General features: G+C 65.4%; 19 protein-coding genes. 16 read left to right on the plus strand and 3 right to left on the minus strand.

Annotated features, from left to right (window positions below; genetic code table 11):
- Positions 1 to 286: 286 nt before the first annotated feature.
- On the plus strand, positions 287 to 2,005 hold the full coding sequence (locus BMZ48_RS08925; RefSeq protein WP_091534063.1) for a peptide MFS transporter: 1,719 nt from the start codon (positions 287 to 289) through the stop codon (positions 2,003 to 2,005).
- Here the strand turns inward: BMZ48_RS08925 and BMZ48_RS08930 are convergent.
- Together BMZ48_RS08930 and ygfZ are read right to left on the minus strand one after the other, a co-directional pair.
- Positions 1,977 to 3,455, minus strand: a complete 1,479-nt coding sequence (locus BMZ48_RS08930; RefSeq protein ID WP_091534066.1) for a trypsin-like serine peptidase — start codon at positions 3,453 to 3,455, stop codon at positions 1,977 to 1,979. The two genes, BMZ48_RS08925 and BMZ48_RS08930, sit on opposite strands and share 29 nt — an antisense overlap.
- Positions 3,456 to 3,519: 64 nt before the next feature.
- Positions 3,520 to 4,425: a CAF17-like 4Fe-4S cluster assembly/insertion protein YgfZ gene (ygfZ, locus tag BMZ48_RS08935; RefSeq protein WP_091534069.1), complete on the minus strand. Its 906-nt coding sequence runs from the start codon at positions 4,423 to 4,425 to the stop codon at positions 3,520 to 3,522.
- A gap of 91 nt (positions 4,426 to 4,516) precedes the next feature.
- Here ygfZ and BMZ48_RS08940 point away from each other — a divergent pair, with 91 nt between their 5' ends.
- The 8 genes from BMZ48_RS08940 to BMZ48_RS08975 all read left to right on the plus strand — a co-directional run bounded on the left by BMZ48_RS08940 (position 4,517) and on the right by BMZ48_RS08975 (position 9,816).
- Positions 4,517 to 4,669: a DUF1674 domain-containing protein gene (locus tag BMZ48_RS08940; protein WP_091534229.1), complete on the plus strand. Its 153-nt coding sequence runs from the start codon at positions 4,517 to 4,519 to the stop codon at positions 4,667 to 4,669.
- A gap of 47 nt (positions 4,670 to 4,716) precedes the next feature.
- Positions 4,717 to 5,118 carry a succinate dehydrogenase, cytochrome b556 subunit gene (gene sdhC, locus BMZ48_RS08945; RefSeq protein ID WP_091534072.1) on the plus strand — a complete coding sequence of 134 codons (402 nt, stop codon included), beginning with the start codon at positions 4,717 to 4,719 and terminating at the stop codon, positions 5,116 to 5,118.
- A gap of 14 nt (positions 5,119 to 5,132) precedes the next feature.
- Positions 5,133 to 5,516, plus strand: coding sequence for a succinate dehydrogenase, hydrophobic membrane anchor protein (gene sdhD, locus BMZ48_RS08950; RefSeq protein WP_091534074.1), 384 nt, complete (start codon positions 5,133 to 5,135; stop codon positions 5,514 to 5,516).
- A 17-nt stretch (positions 5,517 to 5,533) separates the two neighbouring features.
- Entirely contained in the window at positions 5,534 to 7,327 is a 1,794-nt protein-coding gene (sdhA, locus tag BMZ48_RS08955; protein WP_091534077.1) for a succinate dehydrogenase flavoprotein subunit, read from the plus strand.
- A 46-nt stretch (positions 7,328 to 7,373) separates the two neighbouring features.
- The gene (locus tag BMZ48_RS08960) at positions 7,374 to 8,159 is read left to right on the plus strand and encodes a succinate dehydrogenase iron-sulfur subunit (protein ID WP_091534079.1); all 786 of its coding nucleotides are present in this window, start codon (positions 7,374 to 7,376) and stop codon (positions 8,157 to 8,159) included.
- A gap of 385 nt (positions 8,160 to 8,544) precedes the next feature.
- Positions 8,545 to 8,850: a hypothetical protein gene (locus tag BMZ48_RS08965; RefSeq protein WP_091534081.1), complete on the plus strand. Its 306-nt coding sequence runs from the start codon at positions 8,545 to 8,547 to the stop codon at positions 8,848 to 8,850.
- A 310-nt stretch (positions 8,851 to 9,160) separates the two neighbouring features.
- Entirely contained in the window at positions 9,161 to 9,400 is a 240-nt protein-coding gene (locus BMZ48_RS08970) for an FAD assembly factor SdhE (RefSeq protein ID WP_091534232.1), read from the plus strand.
- Positions 9,400 to 9,816, plus strand: coding sequence for a protein YgfX (locus BMZ48_RS08975; protein ID WP_091534083.1), 417 nt, complete (start codon positions 9,400 to 9,402; stop codon positions 9,814 to 9,816). Before BMZ48_RS08970 ends, BMZ48_RS08975 begins: the two co-directional genes overlap by 1 nt.
- A 15-nt stretch (positions 9,817 to 9,831) precedes the next feature.
- Here BMZ48_RS08975 and nadB read toward each other — a convergent pair whose 3' ends face one another.
- Positions 9,832 to 11,427, minus strand: a complete 1,596-nt coding sequence (gene nadB, locus BMZ48_RS08980; protein WP_091534085.1) for an L-aspartate oxidase — start codon at positions 11,425 to 11,427, stop codon at positions 9,832 to 9,834.
- Positions 11,428 to 11,570: 143 nt separating this feature from the next.
- Between nadB and rpoE the strand changes: the two genes are divergently transcribed.
- The 7 genes from rpoE to lepA all read left to right on the plus strand — a co-directional run bounded on the left by rpoE (position 11,571) and on the right by lepA (position 18,042).
- Positions 11,571 to 12,143 (plus strand): RNA polymerase sigma factor RpoE, encoded by a 573-nt coding sequence (rpoE, locus tag BMZ48_RS08985; RefSeq protein WP_091534088.1) that lies wholly within the window; start codon positions 11,571 to 11,573, stop codon positions 12,141 to 12,143.
- 96 nt (positions 12,144 to 12,239) lie between these two features.
- Complete coding sequence (locus BMZ48_RS08990; protein WP_091534090.1) at positions 12,240 to 12,875, plus strand: sigma-E factor negative regulatory protein; 636 nt, start codon at positions 12,240 to 12,242, stop codon at positions 12,873 to 12,875.
- Positions 12,872 to 13,864, plus strand: a complete 993-nt coding sequence (locus BMZ48_RS08995; protein WP_143383669.1) for a MucB/RseB C-terminal domain-containing protein — start codon at positions 12,872 to 12,874, stop codon at positions 13,862 to 13,864. The genes BMZ48_RS08990 and BMZ48_RS08995 overlap by 4 nt, the downstream gene beginning before the upstream one ends.
- Positions 13,865 to 13,894: 30 nt before the next feature.
- Entirely contained in the window at positions 13,895 to 14,374 is a 480-nt protein-coding gene (locus tag BMZ48_RS09000; protein WP_159431144.1) for a SoxR reducing system RseC family protein, read from the plus strand.
- 93 nt (positions 14,375 to 14,467) lie between these two features.
- The gene (locus BMZ48_RS09005; RefSeq protein ID WP_091534097.1) at positions 14,468 to 15,931 is read left to right on the plus strand and encodes a DegQ family serine endoprotease; all 1,464 of its coding nucleotides are present in this window, start codon (positions 14,468 to 14,470) and stop codon (positions 15,929 to 15,931) included.
- Positions 15,928 to 16,203 (plus strand): glutaredoxin family protein, encoded by a 276-nt coding sequence (locus BMZ48_RS09010; RefSeq protein ID WP_091534099.1) that lies wholly within the window; start codon positions 15,928 to 15,930, stop codon positions 16,201 to 16,203. The genes BMZ48_RS09005 and BMZ48_RS09010 overlap by 4 nt, the downstream gene beginning before the upstream one ends.
- 36 nt (positions 16,204 to 16,239) lie before the next feature.
- On the plus strand, positions 16,240 to 18,042 hold the full coding sequence (lepA, locus tag BMZ48_RS09015; RefSeq protein ID WP_091534101.1) for a translation elongation factor 4: 1,803 nt from the start codon (positions 16,240 to 16,242) through the stop codon (positions 18,040 to 18,042).
- The last annotated feature ends 47 nt before the right edge of the window (positions 18,043 to 18,089 follow it).

The raw sequence follows: 18,089 nt of genomic DNA on the forward strand, positions 1-18,089 counted from the left end.
CAATCCGACTTGGATGCGCCCTGAAGGATGTCCCGTATGGCGACGTCCGTTTCCAGGGACAGGAGCATCCGCCGACTGTGAGGTGCGGAAGTTTCCTGTCGGTTTCTCCTGCCGATCCTTATCGGCGCAGGCGGGTTGGGGGTAAGGCCTCAGCACCCAGCGGGATGGCATTGCCTATACTGCCGCGCGCAGATGTCTTTTTCGCGCGCATCTCGGTTTGCGCGCGGCTCGCCTTCAACCCGGGCGCCCTTGCGGGGGCGTTCTGCTCAACGACCCAAGACCACTGATGACGACTGCAGGCGCTGTGCGTTCGGACGATTTCCTGGGGCATCCCAAGGGTTTGTACATCTGCTTCTTCACCGAGATGTGGGAGCGTTTCTCGTTCTACGGAATGAAGGCTTTGCTCCTGCTGTACATCCTCAAGTACCACCTGTTCGGCGACGCCGCCGGATACGATTTGCTCGGCGCCTATGGCGGCCTGGTGTACGCCATGCCGGTGATTGGCGGTGTGCTCGCCGACCGTTATCTCGGCATGCGCAAGGCCGTCGTCTTCGGCGGCGTTCTGCTCGTGCTCGGCCATCTGGGCATGGCCTTCGAGGGCGAACAGGCGCGGATCGTCGGCGGTCAGGTCGTGCGCGACGAGGCCGCGCTGCAGGTGTTCTACCTGTCGCTGGCGCTGATCATCATGGGTGTGGGTTTCCTCAAGCCGAACATTTCGACGATCGTTGGCAAGCTCTATGCCGAAGACGATCCGCGGCGCGATTCCGGCTTCACGCTGTTTTACGCAGGCATCAATGTCGGCGCCCTGTTCGCCAGCCTGATCTGTGCCTACCTGGGTGAAACCTACGGCTGGAAGTATGGGTTTGGTGCTGCCGGGATCGGTATGGTCGCGGGGCTGGGTGTTTTCCTGTGGGGGCAGCGCTATCTGGGCGGTCATGCCGAGCCCCCCGATGCCGCCCGGCTGCGCGAGCGGATCGCCGGTGTGTCGCGCGAGGGGTGGATTTATCTGGGTGGGGTCGCTGGCGTCGCCGTGATCTGGCAGTTGATCCAGCGCACCTGGACTGTGCACGGTGCGATGCACGTGATCGCCCTGGCTTTCAGCGTCTGGTTCGTGTGGTTTCTGGCCACGCAATGCACACGTGCCCAGCGCGGCCAGATGATCGCGCTGGTGGTGCTGATTTTCGCGGTGCTGGTGTTTTTCACGCTCTACGAGCAGACCTACGGATCCTGGATCACGTTCACGGACCGCCTGCTGACCCAGGATTTGTTCGGCGCGGTCGGGTCTGCCGACGGCGAGCGCTGGCCATGGGCGATGTTTGCGCTCGCGTTCAGCCCGGTCTGGATGGTGATCGCCCTGCGCGCTGCCGATCGGGGCCGTCTGGGCCTTGCGCATGGCATGGTAATACTGATGGCCCTCGGGCTTGCGCTGGGTTTCGTGCACGATGTGATCCTGGTGCCGCAGACTGCGGGTTCGCTGACGTTCCTCGGTGCCTTTTTCATCGTGTTGCTCGCGCCGCTGTTCGCCTGGCTGTGGCCTTGGCTGGACCGCCGCGGGTGGAACCCGAGCACGCCGCTGAAAATGGTTATCGGGCTGGCCGCGGCGGGTATGTCGTTCCTGCCCTTGATGGCGGCGGCCGAGGTTGCCGCGCAGGGTGTTGCCGCCAGCGTCTGGTGGCTGGTGCTGGCCTACCTGTTGCTGGAGATTGGCGAGGTGTGCCTGTCGCCGATCGGTCTATCGGCCGTGACCACGCTGTCGGTTGCGCGCGTCGTCGGCGTGATGATGGGCGCGTTCTGGCTGGCGACCGCCTATTCCGAAGTGCTCGCCGCGCAGTTCGGCAAGCTGGCCTCGATCGAGATCCCGGACGGCGCAGCGCTGGACATGGCCGAAGCTGCAGCCAAATACGAAAGCCTGTTCGCGACGATGCTGTGGATCGGGCTGGTGGCGGCGGCAGTCGTTCTGGTACTGACGCCGCTACTCAAGCGCGCCATGCACGGCGTGCGCTGAGGCGGAGCAGGCAGGCCAGCAGCATCAGCAGGCTGGCGCCGGCCGCGCCCCCGCCTCCGCTTCCGTTACCCGTTCCGCCGCTATCTGTTCCGCCGCCGGGGTCGTGCGCACACCTGCCGCTGGGTGGGGTGTCGGCGTCCCGACCATCGAGGCTCAGGCAGCCGCTGCCGGTCGGATCCAGGTGCGCCTTGAGTTGTGCGCTGGGATTGCTGCCTGCCACCCAGGCCACATCCAGACGACCGAAGAAGTCGCTACCCCCATTGTTCTGATCGCCCGCACAGGCGGAATCGCCACCGGAGAGCACACCCACCAGGCGTTTGTTCTGGTCGTAAAGCCCAGATCCCGAGGAACCGCCTTCGGTGGCCCCGCGTGCCCATTCAACCTGCCAGGCGTTGACACGCATCCCGCCAACGCAGGCTGCTGAGACACCGCCAATGCAGACGTCGTCCGCACGCGTGGCCGGGTTCGTGTAGGTGCTGATTTTCTTGTCGTCGCCTCCGGGATGGTGAATGACGACGCCGGATCGCGGGACCGTGTCGCTGCGCGCGTTCCACCCGGCGTAGTGCGCAGCGAACGTAGGCGGCGGCGCTGATGTGAGCTCGAACAGCGTGAAATCCGAAGCGCTGTCGGCGGCCAACCAGGTCTTTCCGCGCAGATTCTGGTTCACTGGGCCGTCGGCGCCGGATCCGCAGTCCGGTTTCTGGACGTTGAAATAGGCGATGGTGCGGGTGACGGTGCTGGGGGTGATGCCGCAGTGGTTGGCCGTGAGCACGAGCGGGCGGCCATCCTCGGCCGTATTGTTGACCAGCGTGCCGCTGCACAGGGTGCTGTTGCCGATCGTCAGCAGTACGGCTGCGCGGATCTGCGGCCGCCAGGCATCGCCGTCGGGGCAGGCGACATCGATTTCGCAGGCACCGGAATCGCCGAACTGACCCTTGGGGCGCACCACGGGGAACAACGGCCGGTATCCATGGAAAGCCTCGGCCACCGTCACGGCGAAGTCCTGCTGCACGGTGTCGGGCATGCGCGCTTCGAGTACCGCTTCCGCACCGCGCACGAGCGGCGTGAGCAGCTCGCTGTCACCATCGCTGCGTAAAGGACCCTGTACATCACGGCCGTCGGCGGAGTACAGCCATAGTTGCGTCGCTGGTGGCAGGCGCAGATCGACAAGCCGCAGGCTGAGCGAGTGCGCACCGGCAGAGGCGATGCGCAGACGCCAGCGTGCGAGGCCGGGAGCGGGTGTATCCCACAGACCGTGGCGCACGTCGGTGTTGAGCGGTTCGGCGATTGCGTAGCGCAGGGGCTCGTGCTTGACGGCGTCGATGGCATCGGCGACGGCCGCATCCGGCAGCGTGAGTCGCGGCACGGGTGCCAAGGTGGTGGTGTCCGGGACGAACGCCAGGGCTGTGCACGGCAGCAGCACGCTGGCGATCCAGCAGGCGATCCGCATCCTGCGTTCTCCGAGAGGATCGATTTTCGACTATAACCGGTGTGGGTCGATGCCGGCCACGCCGTCAGTCCGCAGGCCCATCGACGATCGTCAGGCGGGGACCTTCGGCAAGGCGCAGCGCGGCGTCGCGATGGGCGAGCTGCAGGACGACGGTGGCGATGGCGCCCCCTTCGGTATCGACGGCATCGACGATTTCGCCGGCTGGGACGGGTGGCTCCTGCGCCACGACCTCGGCACCGGGAGCGGGGGCGCGGCCCTCGATGCGCGCGACGAACATGCGCCGCTTGAGCTGGCCGAGATAGTGCAGGCGGGCGACGATTTCCTGGCCGGTGTAGCAGCCCTTGTCGAACGCGATGCCGCCGAGCAGATCGAGATTGGCCATCTGCGGTATGAAGCGATCGCGGGTCTGCGCATGGACGACCGGCACGCCGGCGATGATGTCGGCGTGCCGCCAGGCCTCGAATCCGCACAAGGGGGTCCAGACGGCGGCGAGTGCATCGATGGCCGCATGCGGACCGACGATGCTGTAGCGTGGCGTCTCGCCAAAGCGGCGTGTGACGATCAGGCCGCGTGCCGGGTCGCGGGCACATGCCAGTACCTGCTCCGGCGCGGGTAGGCCGGCATCGCCGAGCAGGCGTGCCGCCGCAGCGCCGATCAATCCCATTGCGGACAGTCCATCCGCCGGTTCGAGCCGCACCTGACTGCGGAGCACGAACAGGCGCAGGCGTGCGAGCGTCGCATCCAGGATCGAACGGTGCAGCTCGATGAGCACCGTTTCGTCATCCGCGATCAGGTGCATCACGGCGAGCATGCGGCCCTTGGGGCTGTTGTAACTCGACAACTGCGCCCGTGCGGCATCGAGCCGGCGCAGATCGCTGCTGAGTTGCCCCTGGAGAAAAGCGCGGGTGTCGGCGCCGCTGACGCGCAGATAGGCCAGTTCGGACAGACGAAGGGCGACGGTCGGGTTCATTGCTCGCGCACCGCAAAGTTTGTCACACTATTGTCGCTTCAGCGATCCAGTTATCCCCGTGTCGGCCCGCAAAGATCCTCCGAGCGATTCCTTGGCATCGCGCGCCCCGCGCGACGCGGTGCCATTGGCCGAGCTGCTCGAGCAGCAGCGCAAGCCGGTCCCGGAAATCGGCGGACGCACGGACGGCCCGGAGCCGACGCGCTACGGCGACTGGGAAAAGAACGGACGCTGCATCGATTTCTGACGAGCGCTTCACGTCCCCCACCGACGCAAGAATCCGAGGGAGCCGGAATGAGTACGAAATCGTCCGCGGGCCAACGTCCGCTTTCGCCGTTCATGCTGGGGCTGTATTACCGGTTTCAGTGGACTTCCCTGCTGTCGTTCACGCACCGCCTCACCGGGGTCGGGCTTGCCGTCGGTACGCTGCTGCTTGCCGGCTGGCTGGTCGCACTGGCTGGCGGTCCGCAGTCTTACGCGGCTTTCAGCGCCCACATGAGTGCGTGGTACGGGCAGGTTCTGATGTTCCTATGGACCTGGGCGGCGATGTACCACCTCGGCAACGGCATCCGCCATCTGTTCTGGGATATCGGCAAGGGCTTCGACCTGAAAACCGCCGAGCGATCCGGCTATGCCGTCGTCGCATTCTCGCTCGTTGTGACCGCCGCGGTCTGGGTCGTTGCCTACTACGTCTGATCAGGAGATTGTCGATGAGCCTGCGTTCTCCGCTGGCGCGCGCGCGCGGCCTGGGCTCGGCCAAGCAGGGCGTGCATCACTTCTGGGCCCAGCGCATCAGTGCGCTCGCACTGATTCCGTTGATGTTGTGGTTCGTGTTCTCCGTGGCCCAGCTCGCCACCGGCCCGGCGGATTTTTACGCCGTCCGGCACTGGGTATCGGCACCATCGGTGGCCGTGACCCTAGTGCTGTTTCTGGCCGCGGCACTCTATCACTCGATGCTCGGCGTGCAGGTCGTCATCGAGGACTACATCCATGCCGAGGGCATGAAGCTCACCGCACTGGTGCTGTCTAAGTTCCTGCACGTCATCATCGCGGCGGCGAGCATCTTCGCGGTGCTCAAGATCGCGCTCGCCTGACCAGGACCGGAAGAAAAATGGCTGCTTACGAGATCGTTCATCACGAGTACGACGCGATCGTGGTCGGTGCCGGCGGCGCGGGTCTGCGCGCGACGCTGGGGCTGGCCGAGGCCGGCTTGAAAACGGCCAATATCACCAAGCTGTTCCCGACGCGCTCGCACACGGTGGCGGCGCAGGGCGGCATCTCCGCGGCGCTCGGCAACATGGGGCGTGACGACTGGCGCTGGCATTTTTACGACACCGTCAAGGGCTCCGACTGGCTCGGCGACCAGGACGCGATCCAGTACATGACGCGCGAGGCGATCCCCGCGATCATCGAGCTGGAACATTACGGCGTGCCGTTCTCGCGCACGCCGGAAGGCAAGATCTACCAGCGTCCGTTCGGCGGCATGACCACCGAGTTCGGCAAGGGTCCGCCGGCGCAGCGCACCTGTGCGGCCGCCGACCGCACCGGTCATGCGATACTGCATACGCTCTACCAGCAATCGCTGAAGTGCAAGGCGCAGTTCTTCATCGAGTACTTCGCGCTCGATCTGTTGATGGACGACGACGGCAGTTGCCACGGCGTCCTCGCCTGGGATCTTGCGACCGGTCAGTTGCACCGTTTCCGCGCGCACATGGTGATTCTCGCCACCGGAGGCTACGGGCGCGCCTACTTCTCGGCGACCTCGGCGCATACCTGTACCGGCGATGGCGGCGGCATGGTGCTGCGCGCCGGTCTGCCGTTGCAGGATCTGGAATTCGTGCAGTTCCATCCCACCGGCATCTACGGCTCCGGCTGCTTGATTACTGAAGGGGCGCGCGGCGAGGGTGGCTATCTCACCAATGCCAAGGGCGAACGTTTCATGGAGCGTTACGCGCCGAGCGTCAAGGATCTGGCACCGCGCGACATGGTGTCGCGTGCCATGGCCACCGAGATCCGCGAAGGGCGCGGCGTCGGTCCCGAGGCCGACCATATCCACCTGCACCTGGAACACCTCGGACCCGAGGTGCTGCATACGCGCCTGCCCGGCATTTCCGAGTCGGCGAAGATTTTCGCCGGTGTCGATGTCACCAAGGAGCCGATCCCGGTAGTGCCGACCGTGCACTACAACATGGGCGGCATCCCGACCCTCTACACCGGCGAGGTGGTCACGCTCAAGGACGGCAATCCGGACAGCATCGTGCCGGGCCTGATGGCGGTGGGCGAGGCGGCCTGTGTGTCGGTGCACGGCGCCAACCGTCTGGGGTCGAATTCGCTGCTCGATCTCGTCGTCTTCGGTCGCGCCGCGGCGATCCAGACCGCCAAGCTGGTCGAGCCGGGACGGCCGCACAAGAAAATTTCCAAGGATTCGGAGGAGCGGGCGCTGGCACGGCTCGATCGACTGCGCCATGCCAAGGGCGGCACGCCGACGGCCAAGATCCGGCTCGACATGCAGAAAACGATGCAGAAACACTGTGCCGTGTTCCGCGATGGTCCGCTGATGCAAGAGGGCATCACCAAGCTCAAGGGCATCATCCGCTGCTTCCGCGACGATGTGTCCGTTTCCGATCGCTCGATGATCTGGAACTCCGATCTCGTCGAGACGCTGGAGCTGGACAATCTGCTCGGCCAGGCGCTGCTCACGATCGTGTGTGCGGAGAACCGCAAGGAATCGCGCGGTGCCCATGCGCGCGACGACATCAAGGAGCGCGACGACGTCAACTGGCTCAAGCACACGATCGCCTGGCGCGTGGGTGACGAGGACGTCAAGATCGACTATCGCCCGGTGCACATGCAACCGCTCGACGACGAGGTCGAGCATATTCCACCCGTCGCGCGCAAGTATTGAGGCTCGTCTCTCGGGCGGCTTTGCCCGGTTTCCAGGGAATCCGATCATGGCTCAGTTCACGCTTCCCCAGAATTCGAAGATCGACAAAAAGGCCGGCAAGACCTTCAAGGCTCCGAGCAGTGCCAAGAACATCAAGACGTTCAAGGTTTACCGCTACGACCCCGACAGCGGCGCCAACCCGCGCATCGACACCTACGAAGTCGATATGGACAGCTGCGGGCCGATGGTTCTGGATGCGCTGATCAAGATCAAGAACGAGATCGATGCGACGCTGACCTTCCGCCGCTCCTGCCGCGAGGGTATTTGCGGTTCCTGCGCGATGAACATCGACGGCACGAACACGCTCGCCTGCATCAAGCCCTGTGACGAGATCAAGGGAGACGCAAAGATCTACCCGTTGCCGCACATGCCGGTGATCAAGGATCTCGTCCCGGATCTGACGCATTTTTATGCACAGCTCGCGTCGATCGAACCCTGGCTCAAGACCGATTCTCCGGCACCGACGCGCGAGCGTCTGCAGTCCGAGGAAGACCGCGCCAGGCTCGATGGCCTCTACGAATGCATTCTCTGCGCCTGCTGCTCGACCAGCTGTCCGAGCTACTGGTGGAATGCCGACCGCTACCTGGGGCCGGCGATCCTGCTGCAAGCCTACCGCTGGCTGGTTGACTCGCGCGACGAAGCCACTGGCGAGCGTCTCGATGCGCTCGAGGATCCGTTCAAGCTGTACCGCTGCCACACGATCATGAACTGCGCCAAGACCTGCCCCAAGGGTCTGAATCCGGCCAAGGCGATCGCCGGGATCAAGCAGATGATGGTCGAGCGGACGCTGTGACTCCATCACCGCCGCCGGCATCGCCGTGGTGGTTGGCGGGGCGCGGTGGTTCAGCGCGGGCAGGCTGTGGGCGACACGCCCACTCGCCGGGGGTCGACGGCTGAATCCCCCGGGCGGCGGCACGCGCTGAATACACCCTCTCGGCCCTTGGTGTGCGCAACCAAGGCCCAACGTCCGTGAACAGGCACGACCGCCTGCGTCCACGGCCCTGACCCGCAACAGGCGTTGCGATCTGTCTGCTGACTAGACGCCGAGTGTCGGATCGGCGGACACCGTCCGCTGCGTCCTCGAAATAAATCTCTTAATAAACAATGATTTGAGTTTGCGCTGCCCCGGCACGGGGTTTGCGCCATGGGGTGGTGTATCCCATCGAGGAGTTCGCCCCATGAAGCAGTGTTTGTTGTCATCGATCTTGCTTGGGAGCGTGGTCGCGTCCACGGCGCACGCGCATCCCGGCGCCGACAGCTTTCTCGGCGCGAGCCTCGGCCATGCACAAGTCGCCGGCGGAACCGCCGGCGGCGACAGCCAGGGCTATAAGTTCTTCCTCGGTTCGCAGGGCCGCCTGTTCGGCGGCGAACTGGGCTGTGTGAACGTCGCGGAACTCGGCGGCGGTCCCAACCAACGGCAATCCCCAGGGCGTGGTCCGCAAGACGTCCGGCCTCAACGCCGGCACTTGAGCCTGACCCCGTGAACCTTGAGGGTCGTCGCTTTGGCATCGTCGTGCCACGACGTCCGAGGGTGGATGTGGACAACCTCACCGACGCGTTGTATCCCCATCACCTCAGTGCATTGCCGAACCCGGGCGCAACGTGCGCGGGGTGTCGTCCTTCGGATTCTCAACGTCCTCCACCCCGGGGTCGGTGCGCCCGAAGAGTACAATCGATGCTGGACTCAGACCGATGACTGGGGCCGATCGGTCGTCCACGGATAGAACGTCGGCGGTTTGTCGGCAGATGCGCCTGTCGAGTCGGATTTTGCACAGAACGGAGGGTTTGACGACGGTGAACATCACCGAAGGACGCCTGCGCTGGCTGTTGCGCCGGGGCATGAAAGAGCTGGACGTGCTGATGGAGCGCTATTACGCAAGCCGCTATCACACGGCACCGCGCGAGGAAAAGGCTGCGTTCCTGCGCCTGATCACGCTGGCGGAGGATCCGGACATCTGGGCCTGGATCATGGGTTATGCCGAACCGCCGGATGAGTACGCCGCACTCATCGCCCAGCTCCGCACTCACCGGTGATGGCAACCATCGATTTGAACTTGCGTCCGTCGATGCGGGTGTGGCGGGCCGCTTTTGCTCTGCATCTGGTTTGTCTGCTCCTGCTCGTCGCCGCGCAGCCGCCGACGCTGCCGTTGCTGATGCTGGCGATGATGGTCGCGGTGTCATGGTGGTGGGTACGCCGGCATGCAGCGCTGGGCTTTGGTCCGCGTGCGCTCGTCCGGCTGATCGGGCATGCCGATGACCGCTGGACTCTGCAGCGAGCCGATGGCACACGCATCGATGCCGTGCTGCTGGGCGATTCCATCGTCCGCGGACCGGTGCTCGTGCTGCGCTTTGCGGCCGATGACGGGAAGCGCGCCGTGCGTCTGATCGGTGGCGACGAGCTGTCCACCGAGGCGCTGCGCCGGTTGCGTGCGCATCTGTCCACCGCATGAGGCCGTAAAGCCGCTTCAGTTGCGTCCGGGCAGGATGGTCGGTGCGGCCTCGGCCAGGGTATCCGGGTAGTCCAGCGTATAGTGCAGGCCCCGGCTTTCACGGCGCGACAGGGCCGAGCGCACGATCAGATCGGCCACGGTCACCAGATTGCGCAGCTCGACCAGATCCGGGCTGATGCGGTAGTTACCGTAGTACTCCTGGATCTCCTGCTTGAGCAGTTCGACGCGGTGGCGTGCACGCTCCAGACGCTTGGTCGTACGCACGATGCCGACGTAATCCCACATGAAGGTGCGCAGTTCCAGCCAGTTGTGGGAGACGACGACGTCTTCGTCGGAATCGCGTACACGGCTCTCGTCCCACGGCTGCAGCGGTCCGGGCAGCGGCCGGCCGCGCAGCGTGGCGATCAGGTCCTGGGCTGCGGCTGCGGCGAAGACCAGGCATTCGAGCAGCGAATTCGACGCCAGGCGATTGGCGCCGTGCAATCCGGTGCAGGCGACTTCGCCGACTGCGTAAAGACCGTCGATGTCGGTACGCGCGGCGAGGTCGGTGACCACGCCGCCGCAGGTGAAATGCGCGGATGGCACGACCGGAATCGGTTCGCGCGTGATGTCGATGCCAAGCTCAAGGCAGCGTGCGTGGATGCTCGGGAAATGATTGCGGATGAAGTCGGCCGGTTTGTGGCTGATGTCGAGCAGGACGTACTTGATGCCGAGGCGCTTCATTTCGTAGTCGATCGCACGGGCGACGATGTCGCGGGGTGCGAGTTCGGCACGGGGGTCGAAGGCCGGCATGAAGCGATCACCGGGGCTGCCATCCGCGTTCGGCAGGCGCAGGACCGCTCCCTCACCGCGCAGCGCCTCGCTGATCAGGAAATTCCGTGCCTGCGGATGGTACAGGCAGGTCGGATGGAACTGCATGAATTCCATGTTCGCGATGCGGCAGCCGGCGCGCCAGGCCATGGCGATGCCGTCGCCGGAGGCACCATGCGGATTGCTGGAGTAGAGATAGACCTGGTTGGCGCCCCCCGTCGCGAGCACCACCGCGCGCGCCGCGACCGCCTCGACGCCGCCGTGTGCGCTGTCGAGCAGGTAGGCGCCGAGCGCCCGGCGCGTTTTGCGATCGACGATGAGATCGACGGCGATCGTGTGCTCGCGGACCTGGATGCCCGGGTGCGCTGCGACCAGCCCCGACAGAGTCGTCTCGACGGCCCGGCCGGTGGCGTCGGCGGCGTGGACGACGCGGCGGTGGCTGTGTCCACCCTCGCGCGTCAAGTGCAATCCGTTGCCGCTGGGGTCGTCCTCGTCACGGGTGAATTCGACGCCCTGATCGATCAGCCAGCGGATGCAGTCCGGACCGCGCTCGACGGCGAAGCGGACGGCGCGTTCGTCGCACAGCCCGGCGCCGGCGACGAGGGTGTCGCGGATGTGATTCTCCAGCGAATCCTCGGCATCGAGCACGGCCGAGATGCCCCCCTGTGCCCACAGGGTGCTGCCGCTGGTCAGCGGCCCTTTGGACACGACGGTGACGGCGACGCCGGCCTGTGCCAGGCGTAGCGCGCAGGACAGGCCGGCGGCACCGCTGCCGATGACCAGGACATCGGGTGCATCCATTCTCAGGCATCCGGGGGTTGTTAGAATGCATGGATTATTCGTGATCCGCGCCCGTTCCGGCTACGGTCCGGGGCCGGCCGCAGGGGTTCCACAGGGATCTCAAGCTTCGCCCAGCGGCGCGGTGTACCGCGTCAAGGTCTTCAATGTCCGGCAATAACATCGACGAACAGCTGGTGGAACGCGCGCAGCAGGGCGATCAGCGTGCGTTCGAGCTCTTGGTGCGCAAATACCAGTACAAGATCATGCAGCTGGTCGGGCGGCTGGTCGGAGAGGCGGAGGCTGCCGATGTGGCCCAGGAAACCTTCATCCGCGCCTGGCGCGCCTTGAATGGTTTTCGCGGGCAGTCGGCTTTTTATACCTGGCTCTACCGCATCGGCATCAACACGGCGAAGAATTACCTGGTTTCGCGCGGGCGGCGGCCGGCCGACCAGGACATCGACGTCGCCGATGCCGAACTTTACGGACATACCGAACATCTAAGCGATGTCGACACACCGGAGGCTGAACTATTGTCGGAGGAGATTCGGCGCCGTGTCGCCGAAACCATCGCCGCGCTGCCGGCGGATCTGCGCAAGGCGATCACGCTGCGCGAGCTGGAAGGCCTGTCTTACGAAGAGATCGCCGAGGTCATGGATTGCCCGATCGGCACCGTCAGGTCGCGGATTTTCCGTGCCCGTGAGGCGATCGATGCCGCGCTCAAGCCCCTGCTCGAATGAATCTCCGCCGTGGAACCGTCCGGTGCGTCGTGCAGGCGTGTGGAACTTTTGCCCGATTCCGTGGTTATCCGTTTAACGTCGTATCGAGGTGACTCGATGACTAGAGATTCCCTTTCCGCCCTGCTGGACGGCGAATGTAGTCCGCAAGAGCTGGACCGCATTCTCGAGGAAATGGAACGTTCCCCCGAGCTCAAGCTGGCGTGGAGCCGCATGTGTCTGGTGCGCGATGCGCGGGAGGGGGTGCGCGTGCGCAGAACGCAGGTATGCATCTGTGCGGACGTGATGTCGCGGCTCGAGGCGCGGCCGGCGCCAGTAACGGAAAAGATCGTTCCGATCGGACGCCGCCGCTGGCGTGGATACTGGAAGCCGCTTGCCGGGCTGGCCGCTGCGGCCTCGATCGCTGGCGTTGCGCTGACGTTCGGTCTGGGCGAGCGCGCGAGCGACGCCGTTGCGGAATCCGGTTTTTCGCCACCGCAGGCAGGCAGCGCGGTGTTTGCGCCAGTGTCCGGATATCGCCCGCGATACCTGCAGACTGTTGCCGCTGGCGGCAGTGAGGCCCTGCGGCGCGCCGAGATCGCCGACGAGCTACGCGCTTACCTGATCGAACACAGCAACACGCTCGCCGACCGCGGGATGGGAGCCACCCTGTCCTACGCCCGTTTTGCTGCGCACAGCGTCGGCGAGCCGGTTGCCGAACCCCTGCCGGCCGAGCTTGACGGAGGCCAGCCTTGAGCCGGGCCGCGTGGGTGGTATTGCTGGCGGTGGCCGGCGGCAGCGCATGGGCAGGCGATCCGGCAGCGCTGCTGGTCGAGATGAGCGAGGCGGCACGCAAGGCCAACTATCAGGGTGTCATCGTTTACCAGACCCGGGATCGCATGGAGACTCTGCGCGTCGTTCATGGTGTGCAGGACGGGCACGAGTTCGAGCGTGTGCAGACCTTGACCGGTGCGCCGCGCGAGGTGCTCAGGCGCGACGGCAAGGTCATCTGCCTGCTGCCCAAGGACCGCAAGATGACGATCGACCAGCCCACGCCCAAGGGCTTGTTTCCGCCACTGTCGGCCGAGCGCGTCGCGCAGCTTGCCGAGGTCTATGAGTTCCGCGAGATCGGCGAGGAGCGCATCGCCGGACGTCGTTGCACCGGGCTCGCGATCCTGCCCAAGGACCGCTACCGCTATGGTTACGAGATCTGGGCCGACACCCAGACGCGCGTGCCGCTGAAGGTCAACCTGGTCGGGCGCGAGGGCACCGTGCTCGAGCAGATGATGTTCACCGAGGTCGAGTTCCCGGAGCGCATCGCCATGAGCGCCTTCGATCTCGGCGACGAGGACCAACGGATATCCCCGCCCCAGGCCGACGCTACCGCTCTTGCGGCCCAGCCGGGCGCATCGGCCGGTCCGACCTGGCGCTTTCGCCAACTGCCGCCGGGATTCCGCGTGACGATGCGCAGCCTGCGGCCGACAGCGGATGGCAAGGGGTTCGTCGAGCATGTGCTGCTGACCGATGGCCTGTCTGCGGTTTCGGTCTTCAGCACGCACCGCGCGCTGCCGATGCCACCGTTCGAGGGACAGTCGCGCATGGGTGCGGTGCACGCGTTCGGGCGTATGCTCGGCAGCGTGCACATTACCGTGGTCGGCGAGGCGCCGCCGGAGACCGTACGCCTGATCGGTGAGAGCCTGCAGCCGCCGGAGACAGCTCCGCAGCCGGCTGCCGACTCGCCCTGAAGCGCCCCTAAAAGCCCGGACGGCATTTCCGTGATCGAGGAAAAAGCCATCGTCACCCGCACCGATGACGATGCCGTGTGGGTGCGCGCCCTTGGTCCGGAGACCTGCCCGCGGTGCGCCGAGGGCCGCGGCTGCGGCGGCGGTGTGCTCGGCCGCCTGATCGGACGGCGGCGGCCGGACGTCCTCGTGCGCGGCGTCATCCCGGGTTTGCGCGTCGGCGATGCCGTGATCGTCGGGATCGAGGATGGTGTGGTGATGCGCGCCGCGCTATGGGTGTATCTCGTGCCGCTGGCCGGCATGGTGCTCGCGGGCGCTTTCGCCCAGCAGGTGTTGCAGGCGCACGATGCGCTTGTCGCTGCCTTCGGCCTGGTCGGACTGGCGGGCGGGTTTGCCTGCACCCATGCCGCCGGTCGGCGCGCGGCGGCATCGCCGGCCTATCGGCCGCTGCTGCTGCGCCGTGCCGCCGCCAGGGCGGCCGATTGCGCGCGCCTGGCGCGCCTGGCCGACTGAACATGCTGCGGGTTGGCTGCGGTTTGAATTTCCGCGGCAAATCCTTTGAAATCCGCGCTCGACGTTAATTCTTGCGCAGGTCGGGAGTCGATCATGTCGCCAGTCGCCCGCAGCCTGCGGTGCCTGATGCTCTCTGCCATGTTGCCGCTGGTTGCCTGCGGTCGCGGTGGGGCGCCGGCGCCCGCGGTCACCGGCTATCCGGATTTTGCCGATCTGGTCGAGCAGGTGTCGCCGGCCGTGGTCAACATCAGCACGGTCGTAGATGCCGCGCCGGCCTCATCCGCGCAGGATGAGCTGCAACCGGATGCGCTGGAAGGCGCGCCGGAGTGGTTCCGCCGCTTTTTCGAGCGGCAGTTCGAGAACGAACGGGCCGAGGAAGGTCTGATGCCGGATCAGGAATCGCTCGGGTCCGGGTTCATTCTCTGGGAGGATGGCTACATCCTGACCAATTACCACGTCATCCGTGGTGCCAAGGAGGTGATCGTGCGCCTGCTCGACCGGCGTCAGTTCACCGCCAAGCTGGTTGGCAGCGACGAAGCCAGTGATCTTGCGTTGCTGCACATCGATGCCAAGAACCTGCCGGTGGTCAAGCTCGGCGATTCACGCAAGCTGCGGCCGGGGCAATGGGTGCTTGCGATCGGCTCTCCGTTCGGCTTCGATTATTCGGTGACTGCCGGCATCGTCTCGGCCAAGGGGCGCGCCCTGGTCACCGAGCAGTATGTGCCTTTCATCCAGACCGACGTGGCCATCAACCCCGGCAACTCCGGCGGACCATTGTTCAACCTGGCCGGCGAGGTGGTCGGCGTCAATTCGCAGATTTACTCCCAGTCCGGGGGGTATCAAGGCGTATCGTTCTCGATCCCGATCGATGTCGCCGCCAAGGTGGCGCGCCAGCTCCGCGACACCGGTACGGTTACGCGGGGATGGCTCGGTGTTGTCGTCCAGGAGGTGGATCGCGATCTCGCCCAGCAATTCGGCATGGACAAGGCCGAAGGCGCGCTGGTGGCACGCGTGCTGCCGGACAGTCCCGCCGAGAAGGCCGGTCTGCGTGAAGGCGACGTGATTCTGCGTTACAACGGCGAGCCGCTGCCGAGTTCCTCGAGCCTGCCCCATATGGTCGGCATCACCGATCCAGGCGAGATCGCGACGCTCGACATCGTGCGCGGCGGCAAGCCGCTGACGCTCAAGATCGAGGTCGGCACGCTGCGCGCCGAGCCGCCGCCGGGGGCCGCGCCACCGCCGGCCACTCCACCCGGCGAGAAGCTCGGACTGAGCGTGCGTCCGCTGACCGACGAGGAGCGCCGCTTTGCGCAAGTCGTCGGCGGCGGGCTGATGATCACCGAGGTGCGCGATGGGCCTGCCGCCCGTGCAGGTGTGCGCCCCGGCGATGTGTTGATCCAGCTCGCCGGTCAGGAAGTCGACAGCGTCAGCCGTTACCGCGAGGTCGTGGACCGGCTGACGCCGGGCCAGACGGTGGCGGTGCTGGTCCAGCGCCGCGGTGCGCCGCTGTTCCTGGCGCTCGACGTCCCTGCGCCGGCACCGGCCGGATCACCATGAGTCCGCGTCGTTACTTGCTGCTCGGCCGACCCGGCTGTCACCTCTGCGAGGATTTCGCAGCGGCGCTGCACGCATATCTCGGTGACGCCGCCACGGTCGAGCATGCCTGTGTCGATGATCGTGCCGAGTGGCGCATGCGCTACGGCCGGCGGATTCCGGTTTTGCTCGACGAGGCCGGCACGGTGGTGGCGGAAGGCCATTTCGACCCGGCAGCGTTGCGCAGCGGCGGGCAGGGGAGCGCCCGGTCGCCCAAAGGCGCGGCGTGGTCCTGATCGTTCGGTATACTTCGCGGCCCTCCGGGCCACCCCATGAAGCAAGACAACATCCGCAATTTCTGCATCATCGCGCACATCGACCACGGCAAGTCGACCCTCGCCGACCGGTTCATCCAGCTCACCGGAGGGTTGGAGCAGCGCGAGATGACCGAGCAGGTGCTCGACAACAATCCGATCGAGCGTGAACGTGGCATCACGATCAAGGCGCAGGCGGTGCAGCTGCATTACCGCGCCAAGAACGGCGAGCTCTACCAGTTCAACCTGATCGACACCCCCGGGCATGTCGATTTCTCTTACGAGGTGTCGCGCTCGCTCGCGGCCTGCGAGGGCGCTTTGCTCGTGGTCGATGCCTCGCAGGGAGTCGAGGCACAGTCGGTCGCCAACTGCTACACGGCGATCGAACAGAATCTCGAGGTGCTGCCGGTTCTCAACAAGATCGATTTGCAGAATGCCGAACCCGAGCGCGTCTGCGAGGAGATCGAGCAGATCATCGGCATTCCTGCGGCCGATGCCCTGCGCATCTCCGCAAAGACTGGTCTCAACGTGCCGGATTTGCTCGAGGCCGTCGTGCACAAGCTGCCGCCGCCCAAGGGCGATCCGGATGGCTGCCTGCAGGCGCTGATCGTCGATTCCTGGTTCGATAACTATCTCGGTGTGGTGTCGCTGGTGCGCGTGGTCAACGGCTCACTCAAGAAGGGTGAGAAGATCCGCGTCATGTCCACCGGACGCGACTACGAAGTCACCATGCTCGGTGTCCACACGCCCAAGCGCGTGTTCAAGGACCGACTCGACTGTGGCGAGGTCGGTTTCGTCGTCGCCGGCATCAAGGACATTTTCGGAGCGCCAGTGGGTGATACGCTGACGCTGGCTGCGCGTCCGTGCGATGCGCCGCTGCCCGGTTTCCGGCAGGTGCAGCCGCGCGTCTTTGCCGGCATGTTCCCGGTCGATGCCGATGATTTCGAGGACTTCCGCGAATCACTGCAAAAGCTGCGCCTGAACGATTCCGCCTTGCAGTTCGAACCGGAGAATTCGACCGCTCTGGGCTTTGGCTTTCGCATCGGCTTTCTGGGCATGCTGCACATGGACATTGTCCAGGAGCGGCTCGAGCGCGAGTATGGCCTCAATCTGATCACGACGGCGCCGTCGGTCGTTTACGAAGTGCTCAAGACCAATGGCGAGGTCATCCGCATCGACAATCCGGCCAAGCTGCCAGAGCCGGGATCGATTGCGGAGATCCGCGAGCCGATCATCAGCGCGCGCATCCTGATGCCGCCGGATCATGTCGGTGCGGTGATGCAGCTGTGCATGGAAAAACGCGGCGTGCAGAAGAACCTGCGCTATCTGGGATCGCAGGTCCAGATGGAAGTGGAAATGCCGCTGGCCGAGATCGTGCTCGACTTTTTCGATCGGCTGAAAAGCGTTTCCCGCGGTTTTGCCTCGTTCGAATACGAGTTCTTGCGTTTCCAGGCCGCAGACCTGGTCAAGCTCGACGTGCTCGTCAACGGCGACCGCGTCGATGCGCTGGCGAGCATCGTCCACCGCGACGCGGCGTATCCGCGCGGCCGCGATCTGTGCGAACGCATGCAGGAAGTCATCCACCGCCAGATGTTCGACATCGCGATCCAGGCGGCGATCGGCTCCAAGATCATCGCCCGCACGACGGTCAAGGCCCTGCGCAAAGACGTGCTCGCGAAGTGTTACGGCGGCGACGTCAGTCGCAAGCGCAAGCTGCTGGAGAAGCAGAAAGAGGGCAAGAAGCGCATGAAGGCGGTCGGCAACGTCGAGATTCCGCAGGAGGCTTTCCTCGCGGTACTCGGGGTCGACCGGAAAAAGTGAGGGACATGGATATCCGCGCAAATGCGCAAAGCTGCCCGGCGCGGGAT

Origin of the sequence: Fontimonas thermophila (genome assembly GCF_900113085.1) — a bacterium.
Lineage (GTDB): Bacteria > Pseudomonadota > Gammaproteobacteria > Nevskiales > Nevskiaceae > Solimonas > Solimonas thermophila.

Coding starts and splice junctions, on each gene's coding strand:
- BMZ48_RS08925 (WP_091534063.1), top strand. CDS start 287: ATGACGACTGCAGGCGCTGTGCGTTCGGACGATTTCCTGGGGCATCCC.
- BMZ48_RS08930 (WP_091534066.1), bottom strand. CDS start 3,455: ATGCGGATCGCCTGCTGGATCGCCAGCGTGCTGCTGCCGTGCACAGCC.
- ygfZ (WP_091534069.1), bottom strand. CDS start 4,425: ATGAACCCGACCGTCGCCCTTCGTCTGTCCGAACTGGCCTATCTGCGC.
- sdhC (WP_091534072.1), top strand. CDS start 4,717: ATGAGTACGAAATCGTCCGCGGGCCAACGTCCGCTTTCGCCGTTCATG.
- sdhD (WP_091534074.1), top strand. CDS start 5,133: ATGAGCCTGCGTTCTCCGCTGGCGCGCGCGCGCGGCCTGGGCTCGGCC.
- sdhA (WP_091534077.1), top strand. CDS start 5,534: ATGGCTGCTTACGAGATCGTTCATCACGAGTACGACGCGATCGTGGTC.
- BMZ48_RS08960 (WP_091534079.1), top strand. CDS start 7,374: ATGGCTCAGTTCACGCTTCCCCAGAATTCGAAGATCGACAAAAAGGCC.
- BMZ48_RS08965 (WP_091534081.1), top strand. CDS start 8,545: ATGAAGCAGTGTTTGTTGTCATCGATCTTGCTTGGGAGCGTGGTCGCG.
- BMZ48_RS08975 (WP_091534083.1), top strand. CDS start 9,400: ATGGCAACCATCGATTTGAACTTGCGTCCGTCGATGCGGGTGTGGCGG.
- nadB (WP_091534085.1), bottom strand. CDS start 11,427: ATGGATGCACCCGATGTCCTGGTCATCGGCAGCGGTGCCGCCGGCCTG.
- rpoE (WP_091534088.1), top strand. CDS start 11,571: ATGTCCGGCAATAACATCGACGAACAGCTGGTGGAACGCGCGCAGCAG.
- BMZ48_RS08990 (WP_091534090.1), top strand. CDS start 12,240: ATGACTAGAGATTCCCTTTCCGCCCTGCTGGACGGCGAATGTAGTCCG.
- BMZ48_RS09005 (WP_091534097.1), top strand. CDS start 14,468: ATGTCGCCAGTCGCCCGCAGCCTGCGGTGCCTGATGCTCTCTGCCATG.
- BMZ48_RS09010 (WP_091534099.1), top strand. CDS start 15,928: ATGAGTCCGCGTCGTTACTTGCTGCTCGGCCGACCCGGCTGTCACCTC.
- lepA (WP_091534101.1), top strand. CDS start 16,240: ATGAAGCAAGACAACATCCGCAATTTCTGCATCATCGCGCACATCGAC.